The 26,169-nt window shown below is 48.2% G+C and carries 21 protein-coding genes, 1 tRNA gene and 1 pseudogene; 10 read left to right on the top strand and 13 right to left on the bottom strand.

The window, feature by feature from the left end; genetic code table 11:
* Window positions 1-25 precede the first annotated feature (25 nt).
* The 6 genes from map (at window position 26) to HMPREF0658_RS11165 (ending at window position 3,284) form a co-directional block, all read left to right on the top strand.
* On the top strand, window positions 26-886 hold the full coding sequence (gene map / locus HMPREF0658_RS09630) for a type I methionyl aminopeptidase (protein ID WP_024990904.1): 861 nt from the start codon (window positions 26-28) through the stop codon (window positions 884-886).
* Window positions 883-1,917: a tRNA (adenosine(37)-N6)-threonylcarbamoyltransferase complex transferase subunit TsaD gene (tsaD, locus tag HMPREF0658_RS09625; RefSeq protein WP_006950485.1), complete on the top strand. Its 1,035-nt coding sequence runs from the start codon at window positions 883-885 to the stop codon at window positions 1,915-1,917. The genes map and tsaD overlap by 4 nt, the downstream gene beginning before the upstream one ends.
* A gap of 49 nt (window positions 1,918-1,966) precedes the next feature.
* On the top strand, window positions 1,967-2,476 hold the full coding sequence (locus HMPREF0658_RS09620) for a CinA family protein (RefSeq protein ID WP_006950484.1): 510 nt from the start codon (window positions 1,967-1,969) through the stop codon (window positions 2,474-2,476).
* A gap of 167 nt (window positions 2,477-2,643) precedes the next feature.
* Window positions 2,644-2,907 (top strand): 50S ribosomal protein L28, encoded by a 264-nt coding sequence (rpmB, locus tag HMPREF0658_RS09615; protein WP_006950483.1) that lies wholly within the window; start codon window positions 2,644-2,646, stop codon window positions 2,905-2,907.
* A 5-nt stretch (window positions 2,908-2,912) separates the two neighbouring features.
* Window positions 2,913-3,101 (top strand): 50S ribosomal protein L33, encoded by a 189-nt coding sequence (gene rpmG, locus HMPREF0658_RS09610; protein ID WP_006950481.1) that lies wholly within the window; start codon window positions 2,913-2,915, stop codon window positions 3,099-3,101.
* Between the two features lie 24 nt (window positions 3,102-3,125).
* Complete coding sequence (locus tag HMPREF0658_RS11165) at window positions 3,126-3,284, top strand: DUF4295 domain-containing protein (protein WP_006950479.1); 159 nt, start codon at window positions 3,126-3,128, stop codon at window positions 3,282-3,284.
* Window positions 3,285-3,958: 674 nt separating this feature from the next.
* On the opposite strand, the gene HMPREF0658_RS09605 is transcribed toward HMPREF0658_RS11165, so the two are convergent.
* The 8 genes from HMPREF0658_RS09605 to HMPREF0658_RS09570 all read right to left on the bottom strand — a co-directional run bounded on the left by HMPREF0658_RS09605 (window position 3,959) and on the right by HMPREF0658_RS09570 (window position 12,873).
* On the bottom strand, window positions 3,959-5,191 hold the full coding sequence (locus tag HMPREF0658_RS09605; protein WP_006950474.1) for an FtsX-like permease family protein: 1,233 nt from the start codon (window positions 5,189-5,191) through the stop codon (window positions 3,959-3,961).
* A gap of 97 nt (window positions 5,192-5,288) precedes the next feature.
* On the bottom strand, window positions 5,289-5,663 hold the full coding sequence (gene rbfA / locus HMPREF0658_RS09600; RefSeq protein WP_024990903.1) for a 30S ribosome-binding factor RbfA: 375 nt from the start codon (window positions 5,661-5,663) through the stop codon (window positions 5,289-5,291).
* A gap of 96 nt (window positions 5,664-5,759) precedes the next feature.
* Window positions 5,760-6,398, bottom strand: a complete 639-nt coding sequence (locus HMPREF0658_RS09595) for an O-methyltransferase (RefSeq protein WP_006950472.1) — start codon at window positions 6,396-6,398, stop codon at window positions 5,760-5,762.
* Window positions 6,395-6,829, bottom strand: coding sequence for a type II 3-dehydroquinate dehydratase (aroQ, locus tag HMPREF0658_RS09590; protein ID WP_006950471.1), 435 nt, complete (start codon window positions 6,827-6,829; stop codon window positions 6,395-6,397). Before aroQ ends, HMPREF0658_RS09595 begins: the two co-directional genes overlap by 4 nt.
* A gap of 80 nt (window positions 6,830-6,909) precedes the next feature.
* Window positions 6,910-7,935 carry a DUF4435 domain-containing protein gene (locus HMPREF0658_RS09585; protein ID WP_006950470.1) on the bottom strand — a complete coding sequence of 342 codons (1,026 nt, stop codon included), beginning with the start codon at window positions 7,933-7,935 and terminating at the stop codon, window positions 6,910-6,912.
* Between the two features lie 6 nt (window positions 7,936-7,941).
* The gene (locus tag HMPREF0658_RS09580; RefSeq protein WP_006950469.1) at window positions 7,942-8,760 is read right to left on the bottom strand and encodes an AAA family ATPase; all 819 of its coding nucleotides are present in this window, start codon (window positions 8,758-8,760) and stop codon (window positions 7,942-7,944) included.
* 610 nt (window positions 8,761-9,370) lie between these two features.
* Complete coding sequence (locus tag HMPREF0658_RS09575; RefSeq protein WP_006950467.1) at window positions 9,371-11,470, bottom strand: leucine-rich repeat protein; 2,100 nt, start codon at window positions 11,468-11,470, stop codon at window positions 9,371-9,373.
* 29 nt (window positions 11,471-11,499) lie between these two features.
* Complete coding sequence (locus HMPREF0658_RS09570) at window positions 11,500-12,873, bottom strand: T9SS type A sorting domain-containing protein (protein ID WP_040557749.1); 1,374 nt, start codon at window positions 12,871-12,873, stop codon at window positions 11,500-11,502.
* Window positions 12,874-13,199: 326 nt separating this feature from the next.
* Between HMPREF0658_RS09570 and HMPREF0658_RS09565 the strand changes: the two genes are divergently transcribed.
* Window positions 13,200-16,178, top strand: coding sequence for a leucine-rich repeat domain-containing protein (locus HMPREF0658_RS09565; protein WP_006950465.1), 2,979 nt, complete (start codon window positions 13,200-13,202; stop codon window positions 16,176-16,178).
* An 85-nt stretch (window positions 16,179-16,263) separates the two neighbouring features.
* On the opposite strand, the gene HMPREF0658_RS09560 is transcribed toward HMPREF0658_RS09565, so the two are convergent.
* Entirely contained in the window at window positions 16,264-17,415 is a 1,152-nt protein-coding gene (locus HMPREF0658_RS09560) for an OmpA family protein (protein ID WP_006950464.1), read from the bottom strand.
* Window positions 17,416-17,863: 448 nt separating this feature from the next.
* Here HMPREF0658_RS09560 and HMPREF0658_RS09555 point away from each other — a divergent pair.
* Window positions 17,864-17,951 (top strand) — tRNA-Ser (locus HMPREF0658_RS09555).
* A gap of 393 nt (window positions 17,952-18,344) precedes the next feature.
* Here the strand turns inward: HMPREF0658_RS09555 and HMPREF0658_RS09550 are convergent.
* The 3 genes from HMPREF0658_RS09550 to pckA all read right to left on the bottom strand — a co-directional run bounded on the left by HMPREF0658_RS09550 (window position 18,345) and on the right by pckA (window position 21,095).
* Window positions 18,345-18,950 (bottom strand): hypothetical protein, encoded by a 606-nt coding sequence (locus tag HMPREF0658_RS09550; RefSeq protein WP_006950462.1) that lies wholly within the window; start codon window positions 18,948-18,950, stop codon window positions 18,345-18,347.
* A 142-nt stretch (window positions 18,951-19,092) separates the two neighbouring features.
* Entirely contained in the window at window positions 19,093-19,416 is a 324-nt protein-coding gene (locus HMPREF0658_RS09545; protein ID WP_006950461.1) for a hypothetical protein, read from the bottom strand.
* 65 nt (window positions 19,417-19,481) lie between these two features.
* Complete coding sequence (gene pckA, locus HMPREF0658_RS09540; RefSeq protein ID WP_006950460.1) at window positions 19,482-21,095, bottom strand: phosphoenolpyruvate carboxykinase (ATP); 1,614 nt, start codon at window positions 21,093-21,095, stop codon at window positions 19,482-19,484.
* A gap of 240 nt (window positions 21,096-21,335) precedes the next feature.
* Between pckA and upp the strand changes: the two genes are divergently transcribed.
* On the top strand, window positions 21,336-21,995 hold the full coding sequence (upp, locus tag HMPREF0658_RS09535) for a uracil phosphoribosyltransferase (protein ID WP_006950459.1): 660 nt from the start codon (window positions 21,336-21,338) through the stop codon (window positions 21,993-21,995).
* 706 nt (window positions 21,996-22,701) lie between these two features.
* A complete protein-coding gene (gene clpB, locus HMPREF0658_RS09530) occupies window positions 22,702-25,290 on the top strand; it encodes an ATP-dependent chaperone ClpB (RefSeq protein WP_006950457.1) in 2,589 nt (862 codons plus the stop codon).
* A 688-nt stretch (window positions 25,291-25,978) separates the two neighbouring features.
* Here the strand turns inward: clpB and HMPREF0658_RS09525 are convergent.
* Window positions 25,979-26,169 (bottom strand): annotated as a pseudogene (locus tag HMPREF0658_RS09525) (hypothetical protein); the annotation flags it as partial.

Genomic DNA, 26,169 nt, shown 5'->3' with positions numbered 1-26,169 from the left:
AAACGACATTGTAAAGCAAAGAAAGATGAGGCTTAAAAAGAGGAAGTGGCACGCTTTAAGCGGTCAAGAACTGACCGAGATGGACAAACAGGTGATGTATTGGGAGAACAAAGGCAAGGAAGTGCCGTCGAGAGATTTAATCAAAACACCCGAGCAGATAGAGGGAATACGCAGAAGCGGCATCGTGAATACCGGCGTACTCGATGAAGTGGCCAAACATATCTGCGCGGGTATGAACACGTTGGAGATAGATCATATCTGCTACGACTACTGTACATCCCACGGTGCCATACCTGCCTGCCTCAATTATGAAGGCTTTCCCAAGAGTGTCTGTACGAGTATCAACGAAGTAGTGTGCCATGGCATCCCCAAAGAGACGGATGTGCTGAAAGAAGGAGACATCATCAACGTAGACTTTACCACCATTCTCGACGGTTATTATGCCGATGCTTCACGCATGTTTATTATCGGAAAGACCTCTCCGGAGAAAGAGCAGTTGGTGCGAGTTACCAAGGAATGTCTTGAAATAGGTGCCGAGGCAGCCCGTCCTTATGGCTTTGTGGGCGATATCGGACATGCCATTCAGAAGCATGCAGAGAAGTATCATTATGGCGTAGTGCGCGATTTGTGCGGTCACGGTGTGGGTCTTCATTTCCACGAAGAACCTGAAGTGTTGCATTTCGGCCATCGTGGCACGGGCATGTTGCTCGTACCGGGTATGGTCTTCACCATCGAACCGATGATTAATATGGGCACATGGAAAGTGTTTATCGATGCTGACGATGAATACGGATGGGAGGTTATTACAGGCGATGAACAGCCCAGTGCGCAATGGGAGCATACTTTCCTCATGACAGAACATGGCGTAGAAATCCTTACACAATGAGCAAACGCAAGGACATATATATATTAGGTATAGAAAGCAGCTGCGACGATACATCGGCGGCAGTACTGCGCAACGACGTGTTGCTTAGCAATGTAACGGCTTCTCAGGAAGTTCACAAGGCTTACGGAGGCGTTGTTCCCGAGTTGGCATCCCGTGCCCATCAACAAAATATCGTACCTGTCGTTGATCAGGCACTCAGCCGTGCCGGCATCACAAAAGAGCAACTGACTGCTATAGCCTTTACACGCGGCCCGGGATTGATGGGCTCTCTACTTGTGGGCGTGAGTTTTGCCAAGGGACTTGCCCGTTCGTTGGACATTCCTTTGGTAGATGTCAATCATTTACAGGGACATGTTTTGGCACATTTCATTAAGGAAGCCGATGCTGACACCCACGTTCCGCCCTACCCATTCCTCTGCCTGCTTGTAAGCGGAGGTAATTCGCAAATCGTGAAAATCAATGCTTACAACGATATAGAGGTGCTGGGGCAGACCATCGACGATGCTGCCGGAGAGGCCATCGACAAGTGTTCCAAGGTCATGGGCTTAGGATATCCGGGCGGTCCCATTATCGACCGACTCGCACGACAGGGCAATCCGCATGCTTATCGCTTTGCAGAGCCTCGCATCTCGGGGCTTGATTACAGCTTCAGCGGCCTGAAAACATCGTTTCTCTACAACCTGCGAGAGTGGACAAAAGAAGATCCTGACTTCATCGAGCACCACAAAGAAGACCTTGCTGCGAGCTTAGAATATACCATTGTCGATATTCTGATGAAGAAACTCCGTGAGGCGGTCAAACAAACAGGTATCACCCATGTGGCCGTGGCTGGTGGTGTATCAGCCAACAACGGGCTTAGGAACGCTTTCCATGAGCATTCCGAGAAGTACGGATGGACGATTTACATACCGAAATTCAGCTATACGACAGATAATGCGGCCATGATTGCCATTACCGGATACTACAAGTACCTTGACGGAAAGTTTTGCTCCATCAGCAAACCGGCTTTTTCTAAGGTCACTTTCCAATAAATGCAACCATCAGTTGATATAAATATTTCACCCTTAAACAATTGAAATCATGGGATTGGAAAATAAAATTTTAAGCAAAGAGATTCAGCAACTGCTCTACGAAACAGGAAAAACCGTGGGCACGGCTGAAAGTTGTACAGGCGGCAGAATTGCCGAATCTATCATCGCTGTACCGGGGGCATCCACCTATTTCAAGGGAGGTATCATCGCCTACACCAATGAAGTAAAAGAAAAACTCTTACAGGTAGACCATCATTTGCTGGAAGAGAAAACCGCCGTTTGCGAGGAAGTGGCCGAAGCCATGGTAAGAGGTACGATTCATACGCTGAACGTAGATTATGCCATCGCTTCCACCGGTGTGGCCGGACCGGGAGGAGGAACGGCCGAAATCCCCGTCGGTACCATCTGGTTGGCTTGTGGAAACAAGGATAAAATCGTGACCATGAAACTGACGGAAGACGAAGGCCGCGATATCAATTTAGCCGTTGCTACGAGTAAAGCCTTGCAAATGTTTCTCGCATTTCTGCAGGAAGAACAGTCCGTAACACCCAAAGGATAAATCGACCGCCAAAATATTTTGACACAACAGGGCACCCATCAACTCAAAAAAAAACTTAAATGCCTCTTTTCTTACATAGAATATTTGGGCGTTTCGTATAAAAAACGTAATTTTGCACCCTGTTTGGAATAGTTACATAAACGGAAAAATATAAAATTAAGATAGAGATGTCGAAGATTTGTCAGATTACAGGGAAGAAAGCACAGATAGGCTGCAACGTTTCCCACTCAAAGCACCGCACAAAGCGCAGTTTTGATGTGAACTTATTCAATAAAAAGTTCTACTACGTGGAAGAGGGCTGCTGGATTAGCCTGAAAATAAGTGCCGCCGGTTTACGCCTTATCAACAAGGTTGGACTTGATGCTGCTCTTAAGCAAGCTGTCTCCAAAGGTTACTGCGAATGGAAAGATATTAAAGTGATAGGAGAATAAGAACTATGGCAAAGAAAGCAAAAGGCAATAGGGTACAAGTCATTTTGGAATGTACCGAAATGAAAAATAGCGGACTGCCCGGAACCAGCCGTTACGTGACGACAAAGAACCGTAAGAACACGCCGGAACGTATGGAACTCATGAAATTCAATCCCATTCTGAAGAAAATGACACTTCATAAAGAGATTAAGTAATAACCCAATAAAACAGCTCAACATATGGCAAAGAAAACCGTTGCTACCCTCCACGAAGGCTCGAAGGATGGTCGCGCATATACAAAGGTTATCAAAATGGTGAAAAGCCCCAAGACCGGTGCTTATATTTTCGATGAGCAGATGGTGCCTAACGAGGCCGTTAAGGACTTCTTTAAGAACTAATCCTGATTTTCATATACAGATAAAAGGTTGCAACTTCAAGGTTGTAACCTTTTTTGTTGGTAGCCATCATCGCAAACAATGCCTGTTTGCTTTCTGCTTCTCTACTCGTCTTGTACCTAACAGAAAACGTTTTTAGGAGACCGCAGCTCCCCGTCTGACAGACACTTCTTCAACCATTGAAAGACTGCAAGACAGCCCGGGATTTGACAGAACATAGCTTTTACGTCCTCAAAGCTATCCTTTAACGCGCTCAAAGCTATCTTTTTACATGCTCAAAGCTATGCTCTTACAAATCATTTTGATAAAGCGTGTGTTTCGCGGGGTTATCGATGCTTGGCTTATCCCCTGCCGAAGGCTGAAAAACACCGTTATTATTCATCTGAGAAAGCATACCTTTGGATAAACGAAAAGAAAGCAATCAGAGCATTAAGGCTTCAAAAAGAAATAAAAATACACGACAAATAACGCAAAAAGAAAAGAAAAATACGCATTTCAAAGAAAAATATCGCAATTTATTTGGTTCGTATAGATTCTTTTTATATATTTGCGGTGATTGTTGTAAGGATGACTTCTATATCAACCAGTATAGAAATTTAAGTCAGAAGAAAAGTAAAGAGACTCATCACGCCGCGAAGGTCTGATGAGTCTTGCTTTTTGCTTGTATCTCGAGAACGTCAGTTGTTAAGCAATCGTTTGCTGAGGTATCTTACGGGATACCATGTGGAAAGTGCACCTACAAGGACTACCGTAAGGAAGACAATCAATACATCGCCATAATGCACACTTACGGGATAAGCATCTACAACGAAACTTCCACTGCTCTCGCCGAGGCTCACCCATCCGTACATCTGTTGCATCCAGCAGAGAAAAAGGCCAAGCAGTACACCCATGACTGCCCCAATGAAAGCAATCAAACGTCCCTCGAAAAGGAATATCTTCACGATTTGTTGATCGTCGGCACCTAAATTTCTCAGCGTCACCACATCGTTCTTCTTGTCGATAATGAGCATAGACAGCGAACTAACGATATTGAAACAAGCCACTACAAGAATGAAAGTAAGAAAGAGGTAGGCAATGATTTTCTCGATGTTCATGATGCGGAAGGTATCGGCATGTTGTTCGTAGCGATCGAGTATGCGGTATTTCTCTCCGGCGATGTGCTGCATGCGCGTTTTCACAGCTTCAACATCACAATCGGGTTTCAGCTTTATCTCCAACGAAGAGAGTTCGCCCTGCCGTTCAAAAAGGCTTCGTGCAAAGGCGATAGAGGTGAGAATGTAGCCTCGGTCGTAGCGTGCCTGCTTCACAGAGAAGACCACGCCCGGGGAGAAAAGCGAGTCTACAACAAAGCCGGAACGAGGGTTTGTGATGTCAAAATCGGCATCTCGTGAAGGAGCAAACAGTTTCAGATAGCCGTTCCATCGTGTTCCTGTGCCTAATACCTGTGCCAGCCGTATGCCGATGACACCATATTGCAGATTAGCCGCTTGCAGTCCGAAGGTGCCATCGCCATAGAGAATGTCTTCAATGTGCGTCAGTTGTGTGAAGTTATCTTCCACCCCTTTCACCGTTACCATGGCCTGCTTGTCGCGATAGACGGCTAATGCTTGGTCTTCCAGACACTCCGTGGCCACAGCAATCTCGGGTTGTTGGCGAATACGGGTGAGTATGGGGTCGTCGGAGGGTACGCTTTTCCCCTTTGCGGGCACGACTTCCAACTGCGGGTCAAAGGTCGTAAAGAGCGAGGCCACTAAGTCGTGAAAGCCGTTGAAGACACTTAACACGATGACAAGCGCCATGGTGGCCACAATCACTCCTATAACAGAGATGAGACTGATGACATTGATGGCGTTGGTACTCTTCTTTGAGAAGAGGTAACGACGTGCAATATAAAAGGGGAAATTCATTGTTCAAAGATAGTCGCATGCCGCATTGTGCGCGGGAAAAAGCTTTCTTTTTCGGCATTTTTCCGAAACTGCAAGCGGCAGATAAGCTGAAGCGCGTTTATTCTTGAGCGGTTTGCGAGGAGTTGCCGGCTTGCTTGTCTTTCTCTAACAGTCGGTCTATCTTTTCTATATAGTCGAGCGAATCGTCTAAGAAAAAGCGTACTTCCGGGATGATACGCAACTGATTGCGCACTCGTGTGCCAAGGTCGTAACGTATGGTTTGCGCGTTTGCGTTGATATTCTTTAATATCTCTTCGCCTCGTTCGGAAGGGAAGATGCTGAGATAGCCCGTGCAGATGCTCAAATCCGGTGATATGCGGCACCGCGTCACGCTGACCATCACACCGTGCATACTGCGTGTCTGGGTTTGGAAAATCAAGCTCAACTCCTTTTGTAACAGGCGTGCGATGCGGTTTTGTCTTGTCTCTTGCATAGTTATTTCTTTCTTCTTACTATGTGCAAAGGTAGTATTTATCAAGAAGAACACAAAAGTTTTATTCTCTTTATTTGTGACATAGGCCACTCTGCGCTACTTTTTCCGAATCAAAGTAAGCCCGTCTCTTAGCGGCAGTATCACCTTTTCCACCCGCGCATCGTTGGCAATGGCATCGTTGAAGGTTCTGATGCCGCGTGTCTGGGCATCTTTGTCATAGGCAGGGTCTGTCACATGACCATCCCAAAGGGTGTTGTCGGCCAAAATGAAGCCACCTTTCCGCAATATTGAAAGTGCCATTTCGTAGGTCTCAAGGTAAGTGCGTTTATCGCCGTCGATAAACACGAAGTCGAAAATAACGCCCAATTTGGGGGCTTCCTCCACAGCGTCGCCGATAAGGAAACGTATCTTTTCCGCCACCGAAGAGCCCTCTATCCATGGTCGGGTAAAGGCTTCCTGCTCATCGTTCACTTCAAATGTCCATACCATGCCTCCCGCTTCGAGACCTTCGGCCATACATATCGCACTGTAACCGCTGAATGTTCCTACCTCGAGCACATTCTTCGGACGTATCATCTGCACAAGCATTTTGAGCAAACGTCCCTGCAAATGTCCGCTGGCCATTCGCCCGTGAAGCAGATGAACATTCGTGGCGCGATAAAGACGGTACAGGTATTCGCCCTCGGCATCAATATGGTCGAGGATATAACGGTCGAGTTTCTCGTTGTCGGTCATCGTTCTTTGTTTTGCCGGTTGATAAGTGCTTCGAGAGCAAGTCTGTAGGAAAGAAGCCCGAAACCGCAGACAGTGCCCACGCAGGCACCGGCTATCAGCGAATGATGGCGGAACTCTTCGCGTGCGTGAATATTGGAAATGTGCACCTCAACGGTAGGAGCGGTGATGGCGCGGATGCAGTCTTGCAGGGCAATGCTGGTGTGCGTGTAAGCTCCGGCGTTAAGGATAATGCCTTGGAAGCAGAATCCTACTTCCTGCATCTTGTCTATCAGTTCGCCCTCCACATTGCTTTGAAAGTATTCCAACGCCACTTCGGGATATTCAGCCCTCAACTTCGGCAGGAAATTCTCAAAGCTGTTGTTGCCGTAGATGTCCGGTTCCCGCATGCCGAGCAGGTTTAAATTAGGTCCGTTGATAATCTGTATTTTCATAAAATGATGTTTTTAAAGGGTTGATTGACTGCAAAGATACAAAAGGAAAAGGGGAAAGCGAGTGTTTGTTGCCGGTTCTTTCATGAGACGGCATCCACAGACGAGCGGTTGGCATCTCGCTCCAAGAAGGCTGCAATATCGTTGCAGAGTCGCTGGAAAGGAGCGGAGAGTGTGTACCCCATGTTCATTCTCAATACTCCCTCTACCTCTTCTGCACAATGGGCATAAGAAGCCAGCTCGTTGTGACGTTGTGTGGAATGCACGGCATTGCGGTAAATCTCGTTCTCGCGCTCACGTCTAAGCTCATTGCACACACGTTTGAGCATGGGAACGACAAGGCTGTCGTACAGATGGTGTCCTTGTATATAAAGGTAGGTGGTGGCAGGCGTTACGCCAAGTGCTTTGAGTTCATTTTTCAAAGCGATGTAACTCTCTTTGGCATCGGGATGCTTTCTTTGCAGTATCTGTATGTATCGGCCTACTTTTCGCCGTAGTTTTTCAATGGCGGCATAGGGATTTTGCAGGTTGAAATGGCCGGTTTCTACTACTCGGTTGAAATCTGTCAAAGTGAATTGGCCGTAGATGCCTTGTCGATAAACCCAGATATTCCAGACAAAGAGGGGAAAGATGGCTTTGGAAAAGGCTTCGAGATATTCCACAAAATCGAAGATATGATGGTCGTTGAGCGTTGCCATCACGCAGACCTCGTGCAGACTTTGCGCATAGCAGCGATAGTTTTCGATGGCATAGACGTAGGTATGGAACACGTAAGGATTGCCCACAACCTGTCGCGAAAGCGGTGTACACCCCTGCAGAAGGTAATCATAGTCGGCATCTACGCAGGCAATCATACTGCTGCCCACTTGTCGGGAAAGCAGATTCATCAATACGGATTTCTTGCCTTTCACGAGACTGATTCGCGAGGGAAGCATCACCTCGAAGTAACGGGTGTGGTCTTCAAAACTGCCAAGCACGGTGCGCCAGAAGAGAATATCATCGTAACTCTCCACATAAGCTACTATCTTTCGCCGTGCACGCTTGGAGGTGAGGTGGTTGGCAGCGTCGAAATAATGAGAGGAAAGATGGTCGTTGAGTCGTCTGCCCATGGCATGTCAGTGTTGGTCGGTGATATCGGAAACCTCTGTGACTCTGTCCATCCATCCGTTCATGATAACGGCCGGCGAATGGGTGGTAAGGATAATCTGCACATTGGGATTGAGGTCGATGATAAGGTCGATAAGACGTTGCTGCCAATCCACATGCAGGCTGACCTCCGGTTCATCCATAAAGAGTACATAGGGCAGACTGTCTTCTACGAGCACGGTGAGCAGGATGACGAGCATCTGTTTCTCGCCGCTCGAGAGCTGATAAGGCATCAACGTCTCACCCATCTGCATGAATTGTATCTCGTTTTCGCTTCTGACGATAGTTTTGCCTGTTTCGGCGAAGAGATTGTCGAGCATATCCTGAAACTTACGTTTGGGTTCGGAGATGCGTTGTGCCTCGCTGGCCGTATCGGGGTTACCGCTTTGCAGGGCTGTAATGATACGATTGCCCATGTTTACTTGGTAATCGAGGTATTTGCGTTGCAGCTGGAAGATTTGCCAATCAAGCTCCGTAGCCAACGAGAGGTTCATTTTTGTGATGGTATCGGCATTGATGAGCGGTTTGTCGAACGAGCGGATTACGTCGTAACGAATGCGTTCGGCATCGGCAGGATAGACTTTCAGGTGCACGCCCCGTGCGGGTTCGTAGGTTATTTCGCCACTTGTAGACAGGCCTTTCACCACTTTGTTTAAGATGGTGCTTTTGCCCACACCGTTTACACCGCTGAGTACGTTTACCTGACGGTCGAGGTTCCACACCACGTGCTTTCGTCCGCTCCACAACGATTCTATCTCAATCTGTTCGATGTAGTCTGCATATTTCATGAGGCCAGCTTGTTTTAAGTTGAACAATTGCTTGTGGCAAATATACGAATTTATGATGAATAAACCGTTTCCTGACAGCAAATAATGACCAAGCGGAGGAAAAACGACGAGGCGCTGTTAGAACCCCAATCAATCACAAGCGCTGATACGCTCTGCGCAGAGGGTGGAGAAAGGCCTTAATGAGCGAGCCGTTTTCTGCTCACCAGCAAACTTTTTTCTGCTCACCAGCGGAATTTCTTTTGCTCACCAGCAGAATATGGGATGCTCGCAACCACCTGTATATCTTGGACCAAAATCGGTCATGAGACTGCTCATCTACCCTTTTAATAGGGATGATTTCGCTTCCTGTCATCTTCCATTCGCTTGCCGGTATCTTGCATGCCGCCCTTTCTCGATGTAGCTCGCTATGCCTTCGACAGACGACAAACCATCTGCACGACCATCAAATAAAATCTATACAAGCGCTCATGCACGATTTGGAATAGAAGAAAAGGTATAGACAAAAAAGTAAGTGCTAAAGGGTTACGACATAACCCCTTAGCACTTATAGGATATCGGCAAAGAGAGCAGTAGATGCTTGCTTTGCAGAGTGTGTAGAGCAGGGTGACGATTATTTCACCATCACTTTCCTACCATTATAAATATAGACACCTTTCGGCAGATTGTCGAGTTCCTTCTCGCTGCTTACAGTTGTCAGATAACGTCCTTGCAGGTCGTAAACCTTGTTGCTCATATTGGCCTTGCCCTGTACAACATCATGAATACCGGTGGTAGATGCCTTTACGAGATTCAGTTTCTTCCAATCGTTGTGGGCAGCAAAGGCACTGTATGCGGCATCGGGAACAACCAGAGTGATTGCCTTTAAGTTGGTGACGTATTGGAACAAATCTTTGGCAAAGTCGGGTGCAACGATAGCCCCATACAAGCTCCAATCTATCTTTTTCAGTTTTGAGCAGTTGCCGAAAGCATACTTCTGCAATGTAATCGTGGCAGGAAGTTTCACCTCTTCCAAAGACGAACATTGGTCGAAAAGACTTTCTGTGCCGGTGAGCTTGTTGCAGGACGACAGGTCGCAATTCTTCAATGTTTCGCATCCGAAGAAGGCATCCGACATATTCCGTACATTGATACAACCTTTCAGATTGATTGCTTCCAGTTTTTTGCAGTTCTGGAAAGCCGAACGGAAACTGGTGAAGTGAGCAGCTTCGGCATCAGCCGGCATCACCACCTCTTTCAAAGCTTTGCATCCTTGGAATGTGCCCACGCTTCCTGCGCCGTATTCCACATATAATGACGTACCGTCTTTGATGGTAGCTTTGCTCATATCCAGCTTTTCAATCACGGAATTGCCTGCCGGCGGGAAGCCGGAGTTATTGCCGATAGCAGCTGTGAGATGAGCAAAGTCTACGGTGCTCCATTCTCCTTCCAATATGATTTCTTTGGCATCTTTCAACGATGCGGGAATGTGTTGGGCGTCGAACGTAAATACCGTCTGTACTTCTTTGGCTTTTTCACCGGCCACAATAGGCAGAGAGCTGAATGTCATCTGACTTTCTGTGGCATGATCGCCCAATTGTCCGCCACGGTTCTTCCCCCAACCGTACAGTTTTCCCTTATCGGTTAATACGATGGAATAGGCCTCGCCCGATGTCAGTTGTGTGACTTTTACATCTTTCGGCAGTTTAACAACCACAGGAAGTGCTGCATACGTGATACCGCCACTGGGGTTATCGGCAGCTACTCCTGTGCCATTGCCCAATGCACCGTCCTCGTTTGTGCCCCAAACATATATCTTTGTGGCCACACCTGCTGTGCCGACGCCTATCACGCGGCCGTTTCTGTAGCCCGAAATAAACACCACCTCTTCGCTGATGGACGTGATTTTCCGTGGCGTTGTCACCTTGGTAATGTTCTCATCGTTGAGTCCCAATACGTTGTTGTCTGCCGAGCCCCATACCCAAAGCGAGCCGTCGGTCTTTATTCCGTAAGCACTTGTGGAAACAGCAAATACGCTTTTCCAATCGGTTTCTGTGCCGATACGGGTAGGAACTTTTGTGTGTTTGGGAAGACCGCAGAGCGTACCTTTGTTATTCCAGCCCCATCCCCACAGTGAACCGTCGGCTTTCAGAGCTATGACAGATGCATCCCCTACGGCCACCTGCGTCCAATTATTGTCTGTTCCTATCTGTTTGGGAGTAGATTGGTTGGCATAATTGCCCATGCCTAACGCTCCTTTTTCTCCTTCTCCCCAGCCCCATAGAGTGCCATCTGTTTTCAATCCGATGGCGGTATGTCCGAAGAAACGGGTCACAGCAACGCTTTTCCAATTGTTGTCGGTGCCTACTTGTACCGGTGTCTTATGCCCTGTACCGTCGCCAACGCCTTGTACTCCCTTCGTATTGTCACCCACAGCCCATAATGTACCATCGGTTTTAATGAAGAAAGCATAAGATTGTCCGGCCACGGCGCTCTTCCAATTGTTGTCCGTACCAACTCTTGTGGGGATTGATACTTTGCCGGCACCGCCTCCGATACCTAACTGTCCGCTTTCGTTCCATCCCCAAGCCCATAGCGAACCGTCTTTTTCTATGGCGTAGGTGCTGCCTTCGCCTGTGGTGACAAACTTCCATTGATGGGTTTGTGCACCGGCATGATGTGTTGCAAAGATAGCGAATATCGATGCCAAAAGGGTTTTAATAATTGTTTTCATGTTTATTACTTTGATATATTTCTGATGATTTAGAATGCGAGTTTCACGTTTTCTCCACGAGGTCCCTGCACAATGTAAACGCCACTGTTCAGTTCGGGCATCGAAATGCTTGCTGTACCGGATTGCACTTCTATATTTCTCACGAGCTTTCCTGTTAGGTCGAATACTTTCACAATACCGCTATGATTAGTTGAAAGGGTCAGTGCTCCGTTGGCATACGTCGCATGGAATACTTTTGAAGTGCCGTTTTGGGCAGATGAGATGCCGGTTGTCGCCATCGGGATTCTGATAAGCGGGCAGATGGCAAAGCTACCTGTTCCGCCTCCATACGAACTGATGGGACGCAGGTAATCGGTCTCACCTTTCAATCGGGCAAAGGAATTGTGTGCCAGACGGTTGTTTACATCGACACCGGAGAGGTTCGTTCCGATTTGGTCGGTCAGTATGCAGAAGTCTTCTGTAGCAGGGTCATTGCTGAAACCTTCAACCGAAACAAAGAAAAGACCTTTCCCAAAGAGGTCTAAAGGCGTATCGAAACGGAATGCAGCAACAGCTCCACCCTCAACGGGAGCCCATGCACCGTCTTCACCATCGGCTTTTATATCTTCCATCTTCAAGGTTTGTGCTTCTACGGGAGTGGTTGTGAACTTCAAATCACCCGTTTTCGGAATTTGCACCATCCATATTTTCAGTACAAGCTTAGCATTTGCCTTATACTTTGTAGGCTTGTGGTGCAGGTAAACATTTACTCCATCCAGATAGGCTTCATCTGTTCCTATCATGAAAAGATTGCCTACGCCGACGATGCCCTTGTTATTGGTGCCACCTAAACATCCCCCTACGTTAATACCATCATTGAACGGTAACATGGTCAGTTGATAGGTCGATCCCCATTGACGCATGTCTATTGTAGTGATTTCAGAGGTACCTCCAGCCTTCATCTTTAAGTCGGCATGGTACGAACTCTTGCCTCCTGCTGTTGTAACTTCGAGTGTTGGGAAGTCGAAGACGCCTTGTGTGGCATACTTGGCAGCAGCATTTTGTGTCTGCAATGACGATTCGGTTGCCCCGGGAATTGTCCATTCCCATGCTGTAGGGCTGTTTTTCGAAGCATCGTTAAACACGACTTCGCGCTCTTTAGATGCCAACAACCAAGCTCCGCCGTTAATTGCGCGATGCCTTACAAGCAAGTTACACACGGCATTGTCGGTCTTCTTAATGGTCGCGATGTTACGTAAAGGTACCGGCAAACTGTAATTGGCATCGGTAGTACCACCAGACTGAGATACCATCAATTCTGCCTTGGGTTTGCATTCCACGGCCTTTAACACCTGCGCCTTCACAGAAACAGAAGGCAAAAACATGCACAAGCATGCTGAAAAAACAGTAACGTTTCTTTTCATAATAATTGAGTTTAATAGGATATGTCTTTCATTAAATCGGGCGTAAAGATACGCAATTAAAAGGAAGAACACGAAGAACATATGGTAATAAAAACAGAATAAAGTTAAAGATACTAATAGATTTCAATGGACGAATCGGGTATTTTTACCGATAATAGTTTGGTTTTCACATAGAATGTTCATGCCTTTCCTATTTCATTATTACAGTTTTTATTCCCATTGATGAAATGATTTATTCGGTTTGCTATTGCGCCGTAAAAGGAAAATACTATCTTTGCAATCATTTATTATTGATACTATTCTATAACCTAAAACCTAACAAATGCATGAAAAAATTACTATTTAGCTTTTTGCTAACGTGTCTTTCCGTGGGTCATGTAATGGCCGATGAGGGAAAAGTGGTGATTGCAACTGCTATTCCCACGGGAGAAAACCTTACAGTGCGTGTAACCCGAATGAATGATGCCGACAAGGTGTATGTGGATTGGGGCGATGGCACCATCAAGGAAGCGCAACTCGAGGGGTGGAGCAGTTCTAAGAAGTGTACGGGTAAGTTGTTGAGCGATACCGTGCGAGTGTATGGAGACTTTAAGGAACTGGAGGTATCTGAAAGTAAGGTGAGTTACCTGAAACTCTCGGCACAACCCCATCTTATCAATCTTGATATGCACAAGAATGAGCTGACCTACGACGGACTCGACCTGTCGGGAGCCCCCAACTTGGAGAATATCAACCTGAACAACAACAGTATCGTGAGGCTCGACCTGCGTCTGTTTACGAAACTGAGCATCTTTTCCATCAACCATAACCCGACATTGACGACGGTGTTGTTTGCCAACGGTAGCACAGCACTTACAAATATTGATATGTCTGATTGCGATGTGACACATTTTTATCCCGTCAGTTTACCGAATCTGAAATACCTGAATCTGGCGAATGACAATCTTTCGGAGCTGGAGTTGAACACCAATTACCCCGAATTGCGCGACATCGACGTGACGGGAAGCCAGTGGATGGAAGCAATAGATGTGACCTGCCAAGCCAAACTTGAGAAACTCTCTATCGGCAAGACGTCCATTAAGGAGCTGAATCTTGTGAACAACACAGAGCTTATCGCACTCAATGCTCCGCATACTGCTCTGACAAAGCTCGACCTAACAACGAATAAGGTTCTGACAACGCTTATCCTCAACAGTACGAAGATAGAACGGTTGGTGCTTGCACATTTACCCAACTTGCAGTATATCAACGTGGACAGTACGCTCATTCAGCGCCTCGACCTCTCGCATCAGCGTTTCTTACGCGACGTGAGCGCACGGGCTACAGGTATACAATTCCTTGATATGCACGGCGCCATAGGTACCAATCGATTGAGAAAGCTCGACATTCGGAACTGTGAAAACATGACCGCACAGTCGCTGAACTTCACTTTCATGGCCATGCCGGTGCACACAGGGGCATCGTATGGAAAGAATGTTTTCATAGCCGGTTCCCATGGCGAACATGCCAAGACCGAATTGCTGAAGTATGATGAGGACAATTATTATAAGGTAGATGTGGAGGGCGACGGTACAGCACCGATGGACTCCATTTCCATCACTGCTCTGGCGGCCGACAATGGCACGTACACCCTTTCACAAGTGATAAACGGCGGAAGCTATGATACATGGGGCGATATTACCGCCAAGGCTCTGCCGGGATTCCCCATCCGAGTAAAGAGTACGCCCGCAGCCGGCATGGAGTTCGTGGGAGTGGAAATCAACGGGAAACTATATGCTGACAGCATCTTTGTCGTTTCTGCCGCTGCCACGGTGAAACCTGTGTTCAAAGCTACGGGCAACAACAACGCCATTGTTCTGAAAGTTCCTTCCGGCAAAGAGCAACAGTATTTCCTCTCTGCTGATACGGATGATACGGAAATCCAAATAGATTGGGGCAACGGTGAGAAAGAGACCGTAGTACTGCGTGCAACTCCAACCCTCGTGAAGGGTACGACGGCCGGTACCACTGTCACCATTTATGGAGCAGTAACAGGTGCCGACATATCGAGTTATCCGGGCGTAAGCATCGACAATCGCATTACAAGTATCGACCTGAGCCGCAATACCAACCTACGCTCCCTCCAAACATATATGAACCGTATCGGTTCGATTGACGTAAGCCGTCTGTCTGCACTCGAAACACTCGACTGCGCATATGGCGACCTTGAGGCACTCGATGTGAGCAATAATCCGAAACTCACCACCCTGCGTGCCTATGGAAACCACATTGAATCGCTGAATTTAGCCAATGCAACCGGCTTACTCCACCTTGATATGAAAAACAATTGGCTGACCGCTTTGGATGTAAGCCACAACAAGAAGCTCACGTTCCTCAATCTGAACCACAATGAAATCTCGCAGATAGACGTGAGAGACATGGCCGACCTCGCACAGCTGGATGTGTCGAATAACAACCTCAATGTATTGAATGTAGATAACAATATGCACTTGACCGAGCTTCATACTGCAAACAATAAGCTCACGCAGCTCAATCTTTCCCATAATCCGCTGCTTGCGACGTTGTCTGTCGAGGGCAACAAACTCATTTCACTCGACCTTACCGGCCACGATAAGTTAGCTTACCTTAATGTGGGAGGTAATTCATGGGATGCCTGCACACTCAACGACCTTTATTACAGCCTCTCTCAATATCCCAAGACGGGCGATGAGAGCAAGCCTCGTGGCAACACGCTCTATGCGAAAGGCGACAAAGCGGATAGCTATAATGATGCAGAGCATGCGGAATCGGCCATTGCCGTTGCCAAGGGATGGAAAGTTAACTACGAGGGAGACGGTTCCGGTTGTACCATGGCTTATATCACTGTTGCTACGGCAGAGAACGGTACGGTAAAGATATTTACCACCACCGATACGGAAGTGTTGTCGGGCACTAAGGTAGCGAAGAACACCGTGCTTGTGGCTAAGAGTACACCGGCCGCAGGATATGCGCTGGTCAGTGCCACTGCTAACGGCCAGCCGCTCGACAACGATGGACAGTTCATCGTGACTGAAGCGACCACAGTAGCCGCAACTTTCACTATCTCGTCGGGTATCAATGATGCCAAGGGGTCTACCTTTACTGCTATGGGTGGAGCAGGCGAACTGACATTCCTTGCCACTACACCTACCGATGTACGGGTATTCACTGCCGGTGGGAAGCTGATGTTTACGGGCATGGTGAACAATCGTTATACCCTCAGCCTGCCTGCAGGTGTCTATATTGTAAAGACCCAAGGAGTGGCCAAAGCCATTGCCGTGAGGTAAGACGATAGTTTGCACAAAAGAAAATCGGCATCCGTGTTCTTACGGGTGCCGATTTTTGTTAGCGGTCATTACGAGAAGCCGTTCGTCAGTTTGTCGTTATCTGCACGGTAGCCCGCCGATTATAGGGAGCCGGAGAGAGCTGGCTTACACCTCCTTTGGCTACAATGCTGATGTCTTCTTTGGCAATACCCATCTTTATCAACTCATTGGCCAAACATTGTGCCCGTCTTTCAGCGAGCGTCTGATTCTGTTCTGCATGACCTGTAGCACTATCTGCATAGCCTGTCACGGTCAGTTTTGCATGATTCTCTTTGGCATAGTCTGCCAATGCTGCTACGTCTACAAGGTCTTTAGGCGACGACAGTACGTCATCATGGTCGAAGAATACCGATACTTCAGTGACCGGTGGGGCAGCCGGAGTTGCAGTCTCTTCTGTCGGCTTTTGCTCATTGAGCAGTGTCTGTAGCCGCTCGTTCTCGGCATTGGCATCGCTGAGTTGGGCGTTGAGTGCGTCGAGTTCGGCCTGTGAGAGCGCACGCATCGCCTCCGTATCGGGCACTTTGCTCCATGTGGCTTTGCCCAAGCGATAGGTCAACCCCACCTCTGCATACAGATGATTGTCGTGGGCAGACCATCCGCGTCGTACACGTACATGTTCCATTCCGTCGATGTCGGACTCAAAGTAGTTCCATCCCATCTCGATGTGTATGGCCGTCTTTTCACACAAATACACCTCACTCATCAGACCGATACTGAGGTTCATCGCATAACGATTGTGGGTGAGTGAACGTCCGATGCCGGCTCCCAAAAACGGGATAACGCTCCATCTGCGATCGGGATTGTAGCCTTTCACCAGACTGTTTAGGTTGAAGAGCACATGCTCATTCAACGACCAATACTTGTTTCCGTTATCTCTGCCTGTTGCATCTACTACGGTCTTACCCCAAATGCCTTGCAACTTGGTGCGCAAAGCAATACCGGGGGTGAACCATTTGCCGATGGCAACAGCAAAGCCGGGGTTTGAACGGAACTTCTTAAACGGACTGCGGGGCAATCCCTGCCCGTGTTCCTGACTCGAATACCATGTATTCCAACCTGCACCAGCCTGTATGAACCAGTTGCTCCAAAAGGAATTGGTGGCTACACAGTGTTTCTGTACCGGAAGTTCTTCTGTTTCCTGCGCCATGCCAACAAGGGAAATACTTGCTATGGCTGCGGTCATCAATAATTTTTTCATACCTTTTATTTATTCATATTCTATCACGATAGTATACCGATGGCTGAACCTATTCTCTTGTCTTACGAGAGCGCGAGGTGCCGCCTATCTTTTACAAAGATAGTAGGTTTTTCACTATACTTGCCTTTTTTACGCAAAAAAGAACTGATAGTTGATGAAAAATACATGACCGGTTGGGATAAATATCCCACGCATTGCCCCTTCTGCTCATTCTTTAATCGGCTTTGCATCTAATATACAACCGGCATTGATGTACCAAGGTTCCGAATCTTCCAAAAAAATGTCTTATTTTGCACTCAAGTAATCCAAATCTGTCATGAAAGGCTGTACGGGAAGCGATGTCATCCCTATAAAAAGGTAGATGGGCAGTTTCATGATCGATTGGGGTAAATATTCCTTGCTTTGTTGCAGGTTTCTCGATTTAAATATTTACCTTTGCACTATCGAAGGAAAGTTGGCAGAGTGATCGAATGCGCTGGACTCGAAATCCGGTATACCCCTTTCGGGTATCGGGGGTTTGAATCCCTCACTTTCCGCACAGAGAGTCATGAGGACGTGTCAATAACAGACGCATCCTCTTTTTTATTTCCTGCCCTTTTTGTTTTTCATGCATTCTACCCCGCCTCTCACTTTTTCCCTATTTTCCTGTTAGCACCTCTCATAACGAAACAGAATGGAGAACCGATGGGGGTTTAAGGGGTCATAAAGTGAGGGATGATAAGTCGGCATTCGTGCGATGTATAGATGGCGTTTGTACGAGGAAAGGTCGGCAACCTTTCCCACAGCAAATCGTATCGGTTGGGAGATTCTGTCGCACCTACAGCGCTCCATTTGAAACATCATGTATGGTGCATGAAAACGCTTTGAGGGTATGCCTATTTAGGCATACCCTCACGTTGTCTTTGAAGAAATGGAGTATTGAATTGTCGTTAAGGTGCGAACCTGTCAGTTTTAGAAGTATTATCGTCTATCACAAGATTGGAGGCGATGCCACGTTTGGGTGATAACCCTGTGTGAGCCGTATCAGTGCCGAGTGAGGCACGGCTCATCGATGCATTGTAATGCCATCCGTAGCGGAAAGTATCCCATCGGTAGGGCGATGCCGTTTTGATAAGACGGAAATAAGCACTGTTATCCTCCCCGTCGATGTAGCCTTCAAAGTAATCACCCTGCATGGTGTACTCGCGGATAACGGCGTTGTAATCATCGTCGGTATAATAGATATAGATATTGCCGTTGCGCACTGTCCACGTAAAGCGGCTGGCGGCATAGTCGCGCCCCCAAAACGCATTTCTGTAATAGTCTATCTCGTAGCCCGTACCCGATGAGTAAGTGCCCTCGTCGTAATCGAACCGGATAACAGTTTTATAAGCCTTATAAACAGTACCGCCATAGGTCATGGTCACGTGGAGGTTGCCTTCCCACACGCCCCAAAGGTTTTGTGCTTGATCATAGTCGTCGGTTTCGCAGCCGGTCAGCACAACAGAGAATGCTGCAACGAGCATCATTGTCAGTAAGGTGTTCCACTTTTTCATCTTAGTATGGTTTTAATAGTTTATACGCTTTGATATAATGCAAAAGTAGAGGTTTCTTTCTTACCGACCTACCGGATATTCCTATTATTAGATAGGGAATCTCCTATACTTTACAGGGGTTTCCCATCAGATGCGGTGCAGCTTAGAGCACAGACACGACATCATAGATGGAGAAACAGAAGAAGAACAGGTAGATAAAACCGGCGATAAGGGTATTCCTCCTGCGGCGGGCAATCGTATGGGATTGGGGCTTTTCATGTCCCTCTGACTGAATGCGGAAATAGGAACGCAGTGTGCCAATACAGAGAAAAAAGGAGAGGGGAATAAAGAGCCCATGTGTAATGATGGCCTCTCGCTCTCCCGTAAAACCTAAGAAGTGAGCAAACAGGGGCATGTACTTGACGTAGAGGAAGAAGACCACTGCGACAAGCGGCGATGCGCTAAACATTTTTCTAATTGTATCCATGGTTATAAAAGATTTAAAAGGCCTGTCTGCGGGTGGCAGACAGGCCAGATGAGAAAAATAGAGAGTTAGAGTTTCGGACCTGCTGCCACGAGTGCTTTTCCGTCTTCGTTACTTTCGTATTTCTTGAAGTTCTTGATGAAGCGTGCGGCCAAGTCTTTGGCTTTCTCCTCCCATTGTGCGGCATCGGCATAGGTGTCGCGCGGGTCGAGAATATCTGTAGCAACGCCTTCGAGCCTCGTCGGAACGGTAAAGTTGAAGTAGGGAATCGTCTTCGTAGGTGCAGCGTCGATAGAGTGGTTCAGGATAGCATCGATGATACCCCGCGTGTCTTTGATGGAGATACGCTTACCTGTCCCGTTCCATCCCGTATTTACGAGGTATGCCTTGGCACCGCTCTTCTGCATGTGACGCACTAATTCGTGGGCGTACTTTGTAGGATGCAGTTCGAGGAATGCCTGTCCGAAGCATGCGGAGAACGTGGGGGTAGGCTCTGTGATGCCGCGTTCGGTACCGGCCAATTTGGCTGTAAAGCCCGACAGGAAGTAATACTTGGTCTGCTCGGGTGTGAGGATAGACACAGGAGGTAGCACACCAAAAGCATCAGCACTAAGGAAGATAACCTGCTTGGCGGCAGGGCCTTCGGATGCGGGTCGCTGTATGTTCTTGATATGATAGATAGGATAAGAAACACGGGTATTCTCCGTTACGCTCTTGTCTGCGAAATCTATCTTCCCGTCTTTGCTTACTGTTACGTTCTCCAGCAGGGCGTCGCGTGTGATGGCGCCGTAGATGTCGGGTTCGGCATCCTTATCCAGATTGATAACCTTGGCGTAGCATCCGCCTTCGTAGTTGAACACGCCTTTGTCGTCCCAGCCATGTTCGTCGTCGCCGATAAGCTTACGTTTCGGGTCGGTGGAGAGTGTGGTCTTGCCAGTTCCTGATAGGCCGAAGAAGATGGCCGTATTCTCACCGTTCATATCTGTATTGGCGGAGCAGTGCATAGAGGCAATGCCTTTCAACGGAAGGAAGTAGTTCATCATGGAGAACATGCCTTTCTTCATCTCACCACCATACCATGTGTTGATGATAACCTGCTCCTTGCTTGTTACGTTGAAGACTACGGCTGTTTCCGAATTCAGTCCCAATTCCTTGTAATTCTCTACTTTTGCTTTCGAGGCGTTATACACAATGAAGTCGGGTTCCTGTTCAAAGTCGGCTTCGCTCTGGGGGCGAATAAACATATTCGTTACGAAATGTGCCTGCCAAGCTACTTCCATGATGAAACGAACCTTCATACGGGTGTCTTTATGTGTGCCGCAGAAGCCGTCTACCACAAACAAGCGTTTGTTGGAAAGCTCTTTCTTTGCAATTTCTTTTACAGCCTGCCAAGCCTCTTTCGTTGCACGGTGGTTGTCGTTTTTGTACTCTTCTGAAGTCCACCACACGGTATCGTGTGAATTTTCATCATCAACGATAAACTTGTCCTTGGGCGAGCGGCCGGTATAGATACCCGTCATCACGTTGATAGCACCGAGTTCGGTCTCTTGTCCCACCTCATAGCCTTGCAGGCCTTCCTTGGTTTCTTCATTGAAGAGTACTTCATAAGAAGGATTGTACAGGACTTCTTTTGTTCCTGTAATGCCGTATTTTTCTAATACGGATTTGTCAAATTTTGCCATTTTACCTAATACTTTTTTAGTTGTGATTAAATAGGTTTCCTATCTCGATTCGGCAAGCAAAGGTAGAAAAAAATAATTATTCTGCACAAGAAATAGTTTAGAAAAAAAGAAGAATGCCACGTTTTTAGGTTAAAGAATACGAAAAAAAAGTGCAGTAGTAGATATTTGTAATTCCCGCTTATCAAAAAGCAAGGGAATTTGAGTACCTTTGTATTCTGAAATCAATTAAGTATTCATACGATGAAAATTATTAATTTCAGTGAAACAAATTCGATAATCAACCAGTACTTAGCAGAGGTTCGCGACGTTGAATATCAAAAAAATCGACTTCTTTTCCGTAACAACATCCTCCGTATCGGCGAAATGGAGGCCTATGAAATCAGCAAAACACTACGTTATACCGAACGCCGCGTCACCACACCTTTGGGAGAATCCTGCGTGCAAGTGCCGGAAGACAAAATGGTGCTGGCCACTATCTTTCGTGCCGGTCTACCTTTCCATAACGGATTCCTCAATGTCTTCGACCATGCGGGTAACGCCTTTGTCAGCGCGTATCGCGAATATGAAGATTCTGCTCATACCAAGGTAGGCATTCACGTGGAGTATCTGGCCACGCCCGATTTGGAAGGAAAGACACTCATTATTGCCGACCCTATGCTCGCCACCGGTGGCTCTATGGAGTTGGGATACAAAGCACTCCTTACTAAGGGCACACCCCGACAAATACATGTGGCCTGTGTGATTGCGAGTCCAGAGGGAATCGCCCATATCGAAAAGACATTCCCCCACGAGAATACGGTCATTTGGTGCGCCTCCATAGACCCGGGGTTGAATGAACATAAGTACATTGTGCCGGGGTTCGGCGACGCCGGAGACCTCTGCTATGGCAGTAAGTTATAAATAAAAATGATACCCGAAGATGTGCCGAAGTCGGGGCATCCTCGCTTTTTATCTCTTCTCACCCGCAACCGTTCGCCATACTTTTATCCTCCTGTGCCGGTTCCCCTACCCTTTTCTTCCCGATTCGGCAGGAAAGGGTGCTTTCAATTCATCACTTTTCATCCCGTTTTTGTAATGATTCCTTAGTATTCAGTGCTCAAAAGTTTGAGATTGTAACTTCTAAGGATCGTAAAGTGACAGATGATAAGTCGGCATTCATGCCCCGTACAGATGGTGTCCGTCCTATGTACAGGTGGCGTTTGCACATAGAAAGGTCGGCAACCTTTCCCACGGCAAATCGTATCGTTTGTGGGATTCTGTCGCACTTTGCCTTTGCTTCCTCTTCGTGTCAGCGAACTTCGTTTCCGCTCCATTCCGCACTGCAAATTTCGTTTTCAACACTTATGTTAACATCCCAATATCCTTATCCCATACTCGCATATATAATAAGGTGTACCATTCCTATTGTTCCTCACCCCCACAGACGAGGTGGAAAGGGGATTATTGCTGTCTTATCTTCAGAGGCGTCTGCATGGAAGCGGGTATTGCCATCCTGTCGTAGTTGAGGAGACAGAATGGCACGATTGCAAGCGGGCACAAGATTTGAGGGATGCGAAGCAGAAACAATCAACAAGGATAATAACAAACAAAGAAAGGAGAACACCCTATGAATTTCGATAAGTACACAATCAAAGCGCAGGAGGCTGTGCAAGAGGCCGTGAATACGGCGCAGCGTGCCGGTCAGCAGAGCATCGAACCGGTACATCTGTTGAAGGCGTTGCTCACAAAAGCGAGTGACGTGACCCATTATATCTTCCAGAAATTAGGCGTAAACGGTGCGCAGATTTCTACACTTGCCGATTCTGAAGTACAGCACCTGCCCCGCGTACAGGGCGGACAACCCTATCTGAGCAACGATACGAACAGCGTGCTGCTCAAGGCAGAGGACATCTCGAAAGAGATGGGCGACGAGTTCGTAAGCATTGAGTCGCTGCTGCTGGCACTGCTCGCGATGCGCTCCGCTGCAAGCAGCATATTGAAAGATGCGGGATGCACGGAAAAAGAGATGCGTGCCGCTATTAGCGAACTGCGTCAAGGCCAGAAAGTGACGTCGCAATCGGCCGATGAAAACTACCAAAGTCTCGCCAAATACGCTAAGAACTTGGTGGAGGAAGCCCGCGCAGGAAAGCTCGACCCCGTGATTGGACGCGACGACGAGATACGCCGCGTATTGCAGATTCTTTCGCGACGTACAAAGAACAACCCCATACTGATAGGCGAGCCGGGCACGGGTAAAACAGCTATCGTCGAGGGATTGGCCGAACGTATCGTGCGGGGCGATGTGCCCGAGAATCTGAAAGACAAGCAGCTCTATTCGCTCGACATGGGTGCGCTGGTGGCCGGTGCAAAGTATAAAGGCGAGTTCGAGGAACGACTGAAAAGCGTTATCAGCGAGGTGACAAAGAGTGAAGGACGCATCATCCTCTTTATCGACGAGATACACACACTGGTGGGTGCCGGCGGAGGCGAGGGTGCTATGGATGCCGCCAACATACTGAAACCGGCATTGGCTCGGGGCGAACTCCGCAGCATTGGTGCTACGACGCTCAACGAATATCAGAAATACTTCGAGAAAGATAAGGCCTTGGAGCGCAGATTCCAGACTGTGATGGTAGATGAACCCGACGAGATGAGTGCCATCAGCATCCTCCGCGGACTGAAAGAACGCTATGAGAATCACCACAAGGTGCGTATCCAAGACGATGCTTGTATCGCCGCAGTGAAGCTCTCCGAACGATACATCAGCGACCGGTTCCTGCCCGACAAGGCCATCGACCTCATGGACGAGGCAGCCGCTAAGCTGCGCATGGAGCGCGATTCCGTGCCCGAAGAGCTCGACGAGATAACAAGAAAGCTGAAACAACTCGAAATTGAACGCGAAGCCATCAAACGCGAAGACGACCAACCTAAGATTGCACAGTTAGACAAAGACATTGCCGATTTACGCGAACAGGAAAAGACTTTCCGCGCAAAGTGGGAAAGCGAGAAGACGCTTGTCAACCGCATCCAGCAAGACAAGCAACAAATAGAGAACCTCAAGTTCGAGGCAGACCGTGCCGAACGCGAAGGCAACTACGAGCGCGTGGCAGAGATTCGCTACAGCAAGCTCAAAGAACTGCAAGACGACATCGAAAACATACAGCTCCAGCTCAAAGCCACGCAAGGCGGCGAGGGCATGGTGCGCGAGGAAGTGACCGAAGAGGACATTGCCGAGGTCGTGAGCCGATGGACAGGCATCCCCGTGACGCGCATGATGCAAAGCGAACGCGAGAAGCTACTGCACCTCGAGGAGGAACTCCATCGCCGTGTCATCGGACAAGACGAAGCCATTGCCGCCGTGAGCGATGCCGTGCGCCGCAGCCGTGCCGGCCTGCAAGACCCGAAGCGTCCCCTCGCCTCGTTTATCTTCCTCGGTACCACCGGCGTAGGAAAGACCGAGTTGGCCAAGGCACTCGCCGACTATCTCTTCAACGATGAGACCATGATGACGCGTATCGATATGAGCGAGTATCAGGAGAAGTTCAGCGTCTCGCGCCTCATCGGTGCACCTCCGGGCTACGTGGGCTACGACGAGGGCGGACAACTCACCGAGGCCGTGCGCCGCAAACCTTACAGTGTGGTGCTCTTCGACGAGATAGAAAAGGCGCACCCCGATGTGTTCAACATCCTTCTGCAAGTGCTCGACGACGGCCGATTAACCGATAACAAAGGCCGCACGGTAAACTTCAAAAACACCATCATCATCATGACCTCCAACCTCGGCTCACAGTACATCCAGAGTCAGTTCGAGAAGATGAACAATAGCAACCGCGACCACCTCATCGACGAAACGAAGACCACGGTGATGAGCATGCTCAAAAAGACGATACGCCCCGAGTTTCTCAACCGAATCGACGAGACCATCATGTTCCTGCCGCTCTCCAAGAGTGAGATTGCCGAGGTGGTGAAATTGCAGATAGCAGCCGTGAAAAAGATGCTCGCCCCGCAGGGCTTCACGCTCGACGTCACGCCGGCGGCCATCGATTACTTAGCCACCGTGGGCTTCGACCCCGAGTTTGGCGCGCGGCCGGTAAAGCGGGCTATCCAGCGGTATGTGCTCAACGACTTGTCGAAGCAGATACTTGCCGAGAAGGTGACAAGGGATAAGCCCATCGTCGTAGATTCCTTCGGAGATGGATTGGTGTTTAAAAACTAACGACACATCGTCCACACAAACACAAAGCGAGTGGTACGCGTCATCGCGACGCGTACCACTCTTTGTGTGTAATCAAGCAATTTATATGCGAGTTTGAGATAAGAGAATCTTATCCAATAGCTCCGAAGGGGCGAAAAATCACAGCAGAATGGAGCACTGTAGGTGCGACAGAATACAGGTAGGGGTAAGCGATAGTGCAACCCCTGTATGAAAGCGTCCCCTCCATTAAAACTCCGGAGGAGTGACAGAACGATAGTGGATATGCTGCCATTCCATCGCCCCTTTGGGGCTTTTTCTTTTTGCGCATGTTTGTCAGGGGTTATACACCCCTGCCTGTATTCTGTCACCTCTCCGAGGTTTTCCCTTTTACAAAGGCATCGTTCTAAGAGGTGGAGACCCCACCTGATGTCCACAGCGCTTACCTTTCAATCATTAAAAAGCGAGTGGTACGCGTCATCGCGACGCGTACCACTCTTCGTGTGTAATAAAGCAATTTACAATCAAGCAATTTTTATATAAAGGTGTTTCTTATACTTCCTGCATGACCGGCGGCGAGGCTTGCTCTTTCCTCATCATCGCAGCGCGAGGCGGTGAAATCCGTTCTTCTTGCCTCGGGAGGTAAGTTGGGAAGCGAAGCCTTGTTCTCCTTGCCCCGCAGCGGGCGAGAAGTAAAGCGGAGCCGTGCCGCTTACGGCTTTTTCTTTTTCACCTCGCGTTCGTAGGAAATATGGCGCATCCGCTCCTTAAACTCCACGCCGGGCGTGATAATCACGTGCGGTTTGATGCTTTCGGTGTCGAACGCCTTTTCATTGGCCGCACCCTTGCTCGTAAGCCCCCATGGCTGTTTTCTACTTCTCAAAACGGGGCGGAAACGTCCTT

Origin of the sequence: Hoylesella marshii DSM 16973 = JCM 13450, from assembly GCF_000146675.1 — a bacterium.
In the GTDB taxonomy this organism is placed as follows: Bacteria; Bacteroidota; Bacteroidia; order Bacteroidales; family Bacteroidaceae; genus Prevotella; species Prevotella marshii.
Note: the sequence above shows the minus strand (reverse complement) of the source record. Positions and strands in the feature narration are given on the sequence as shown.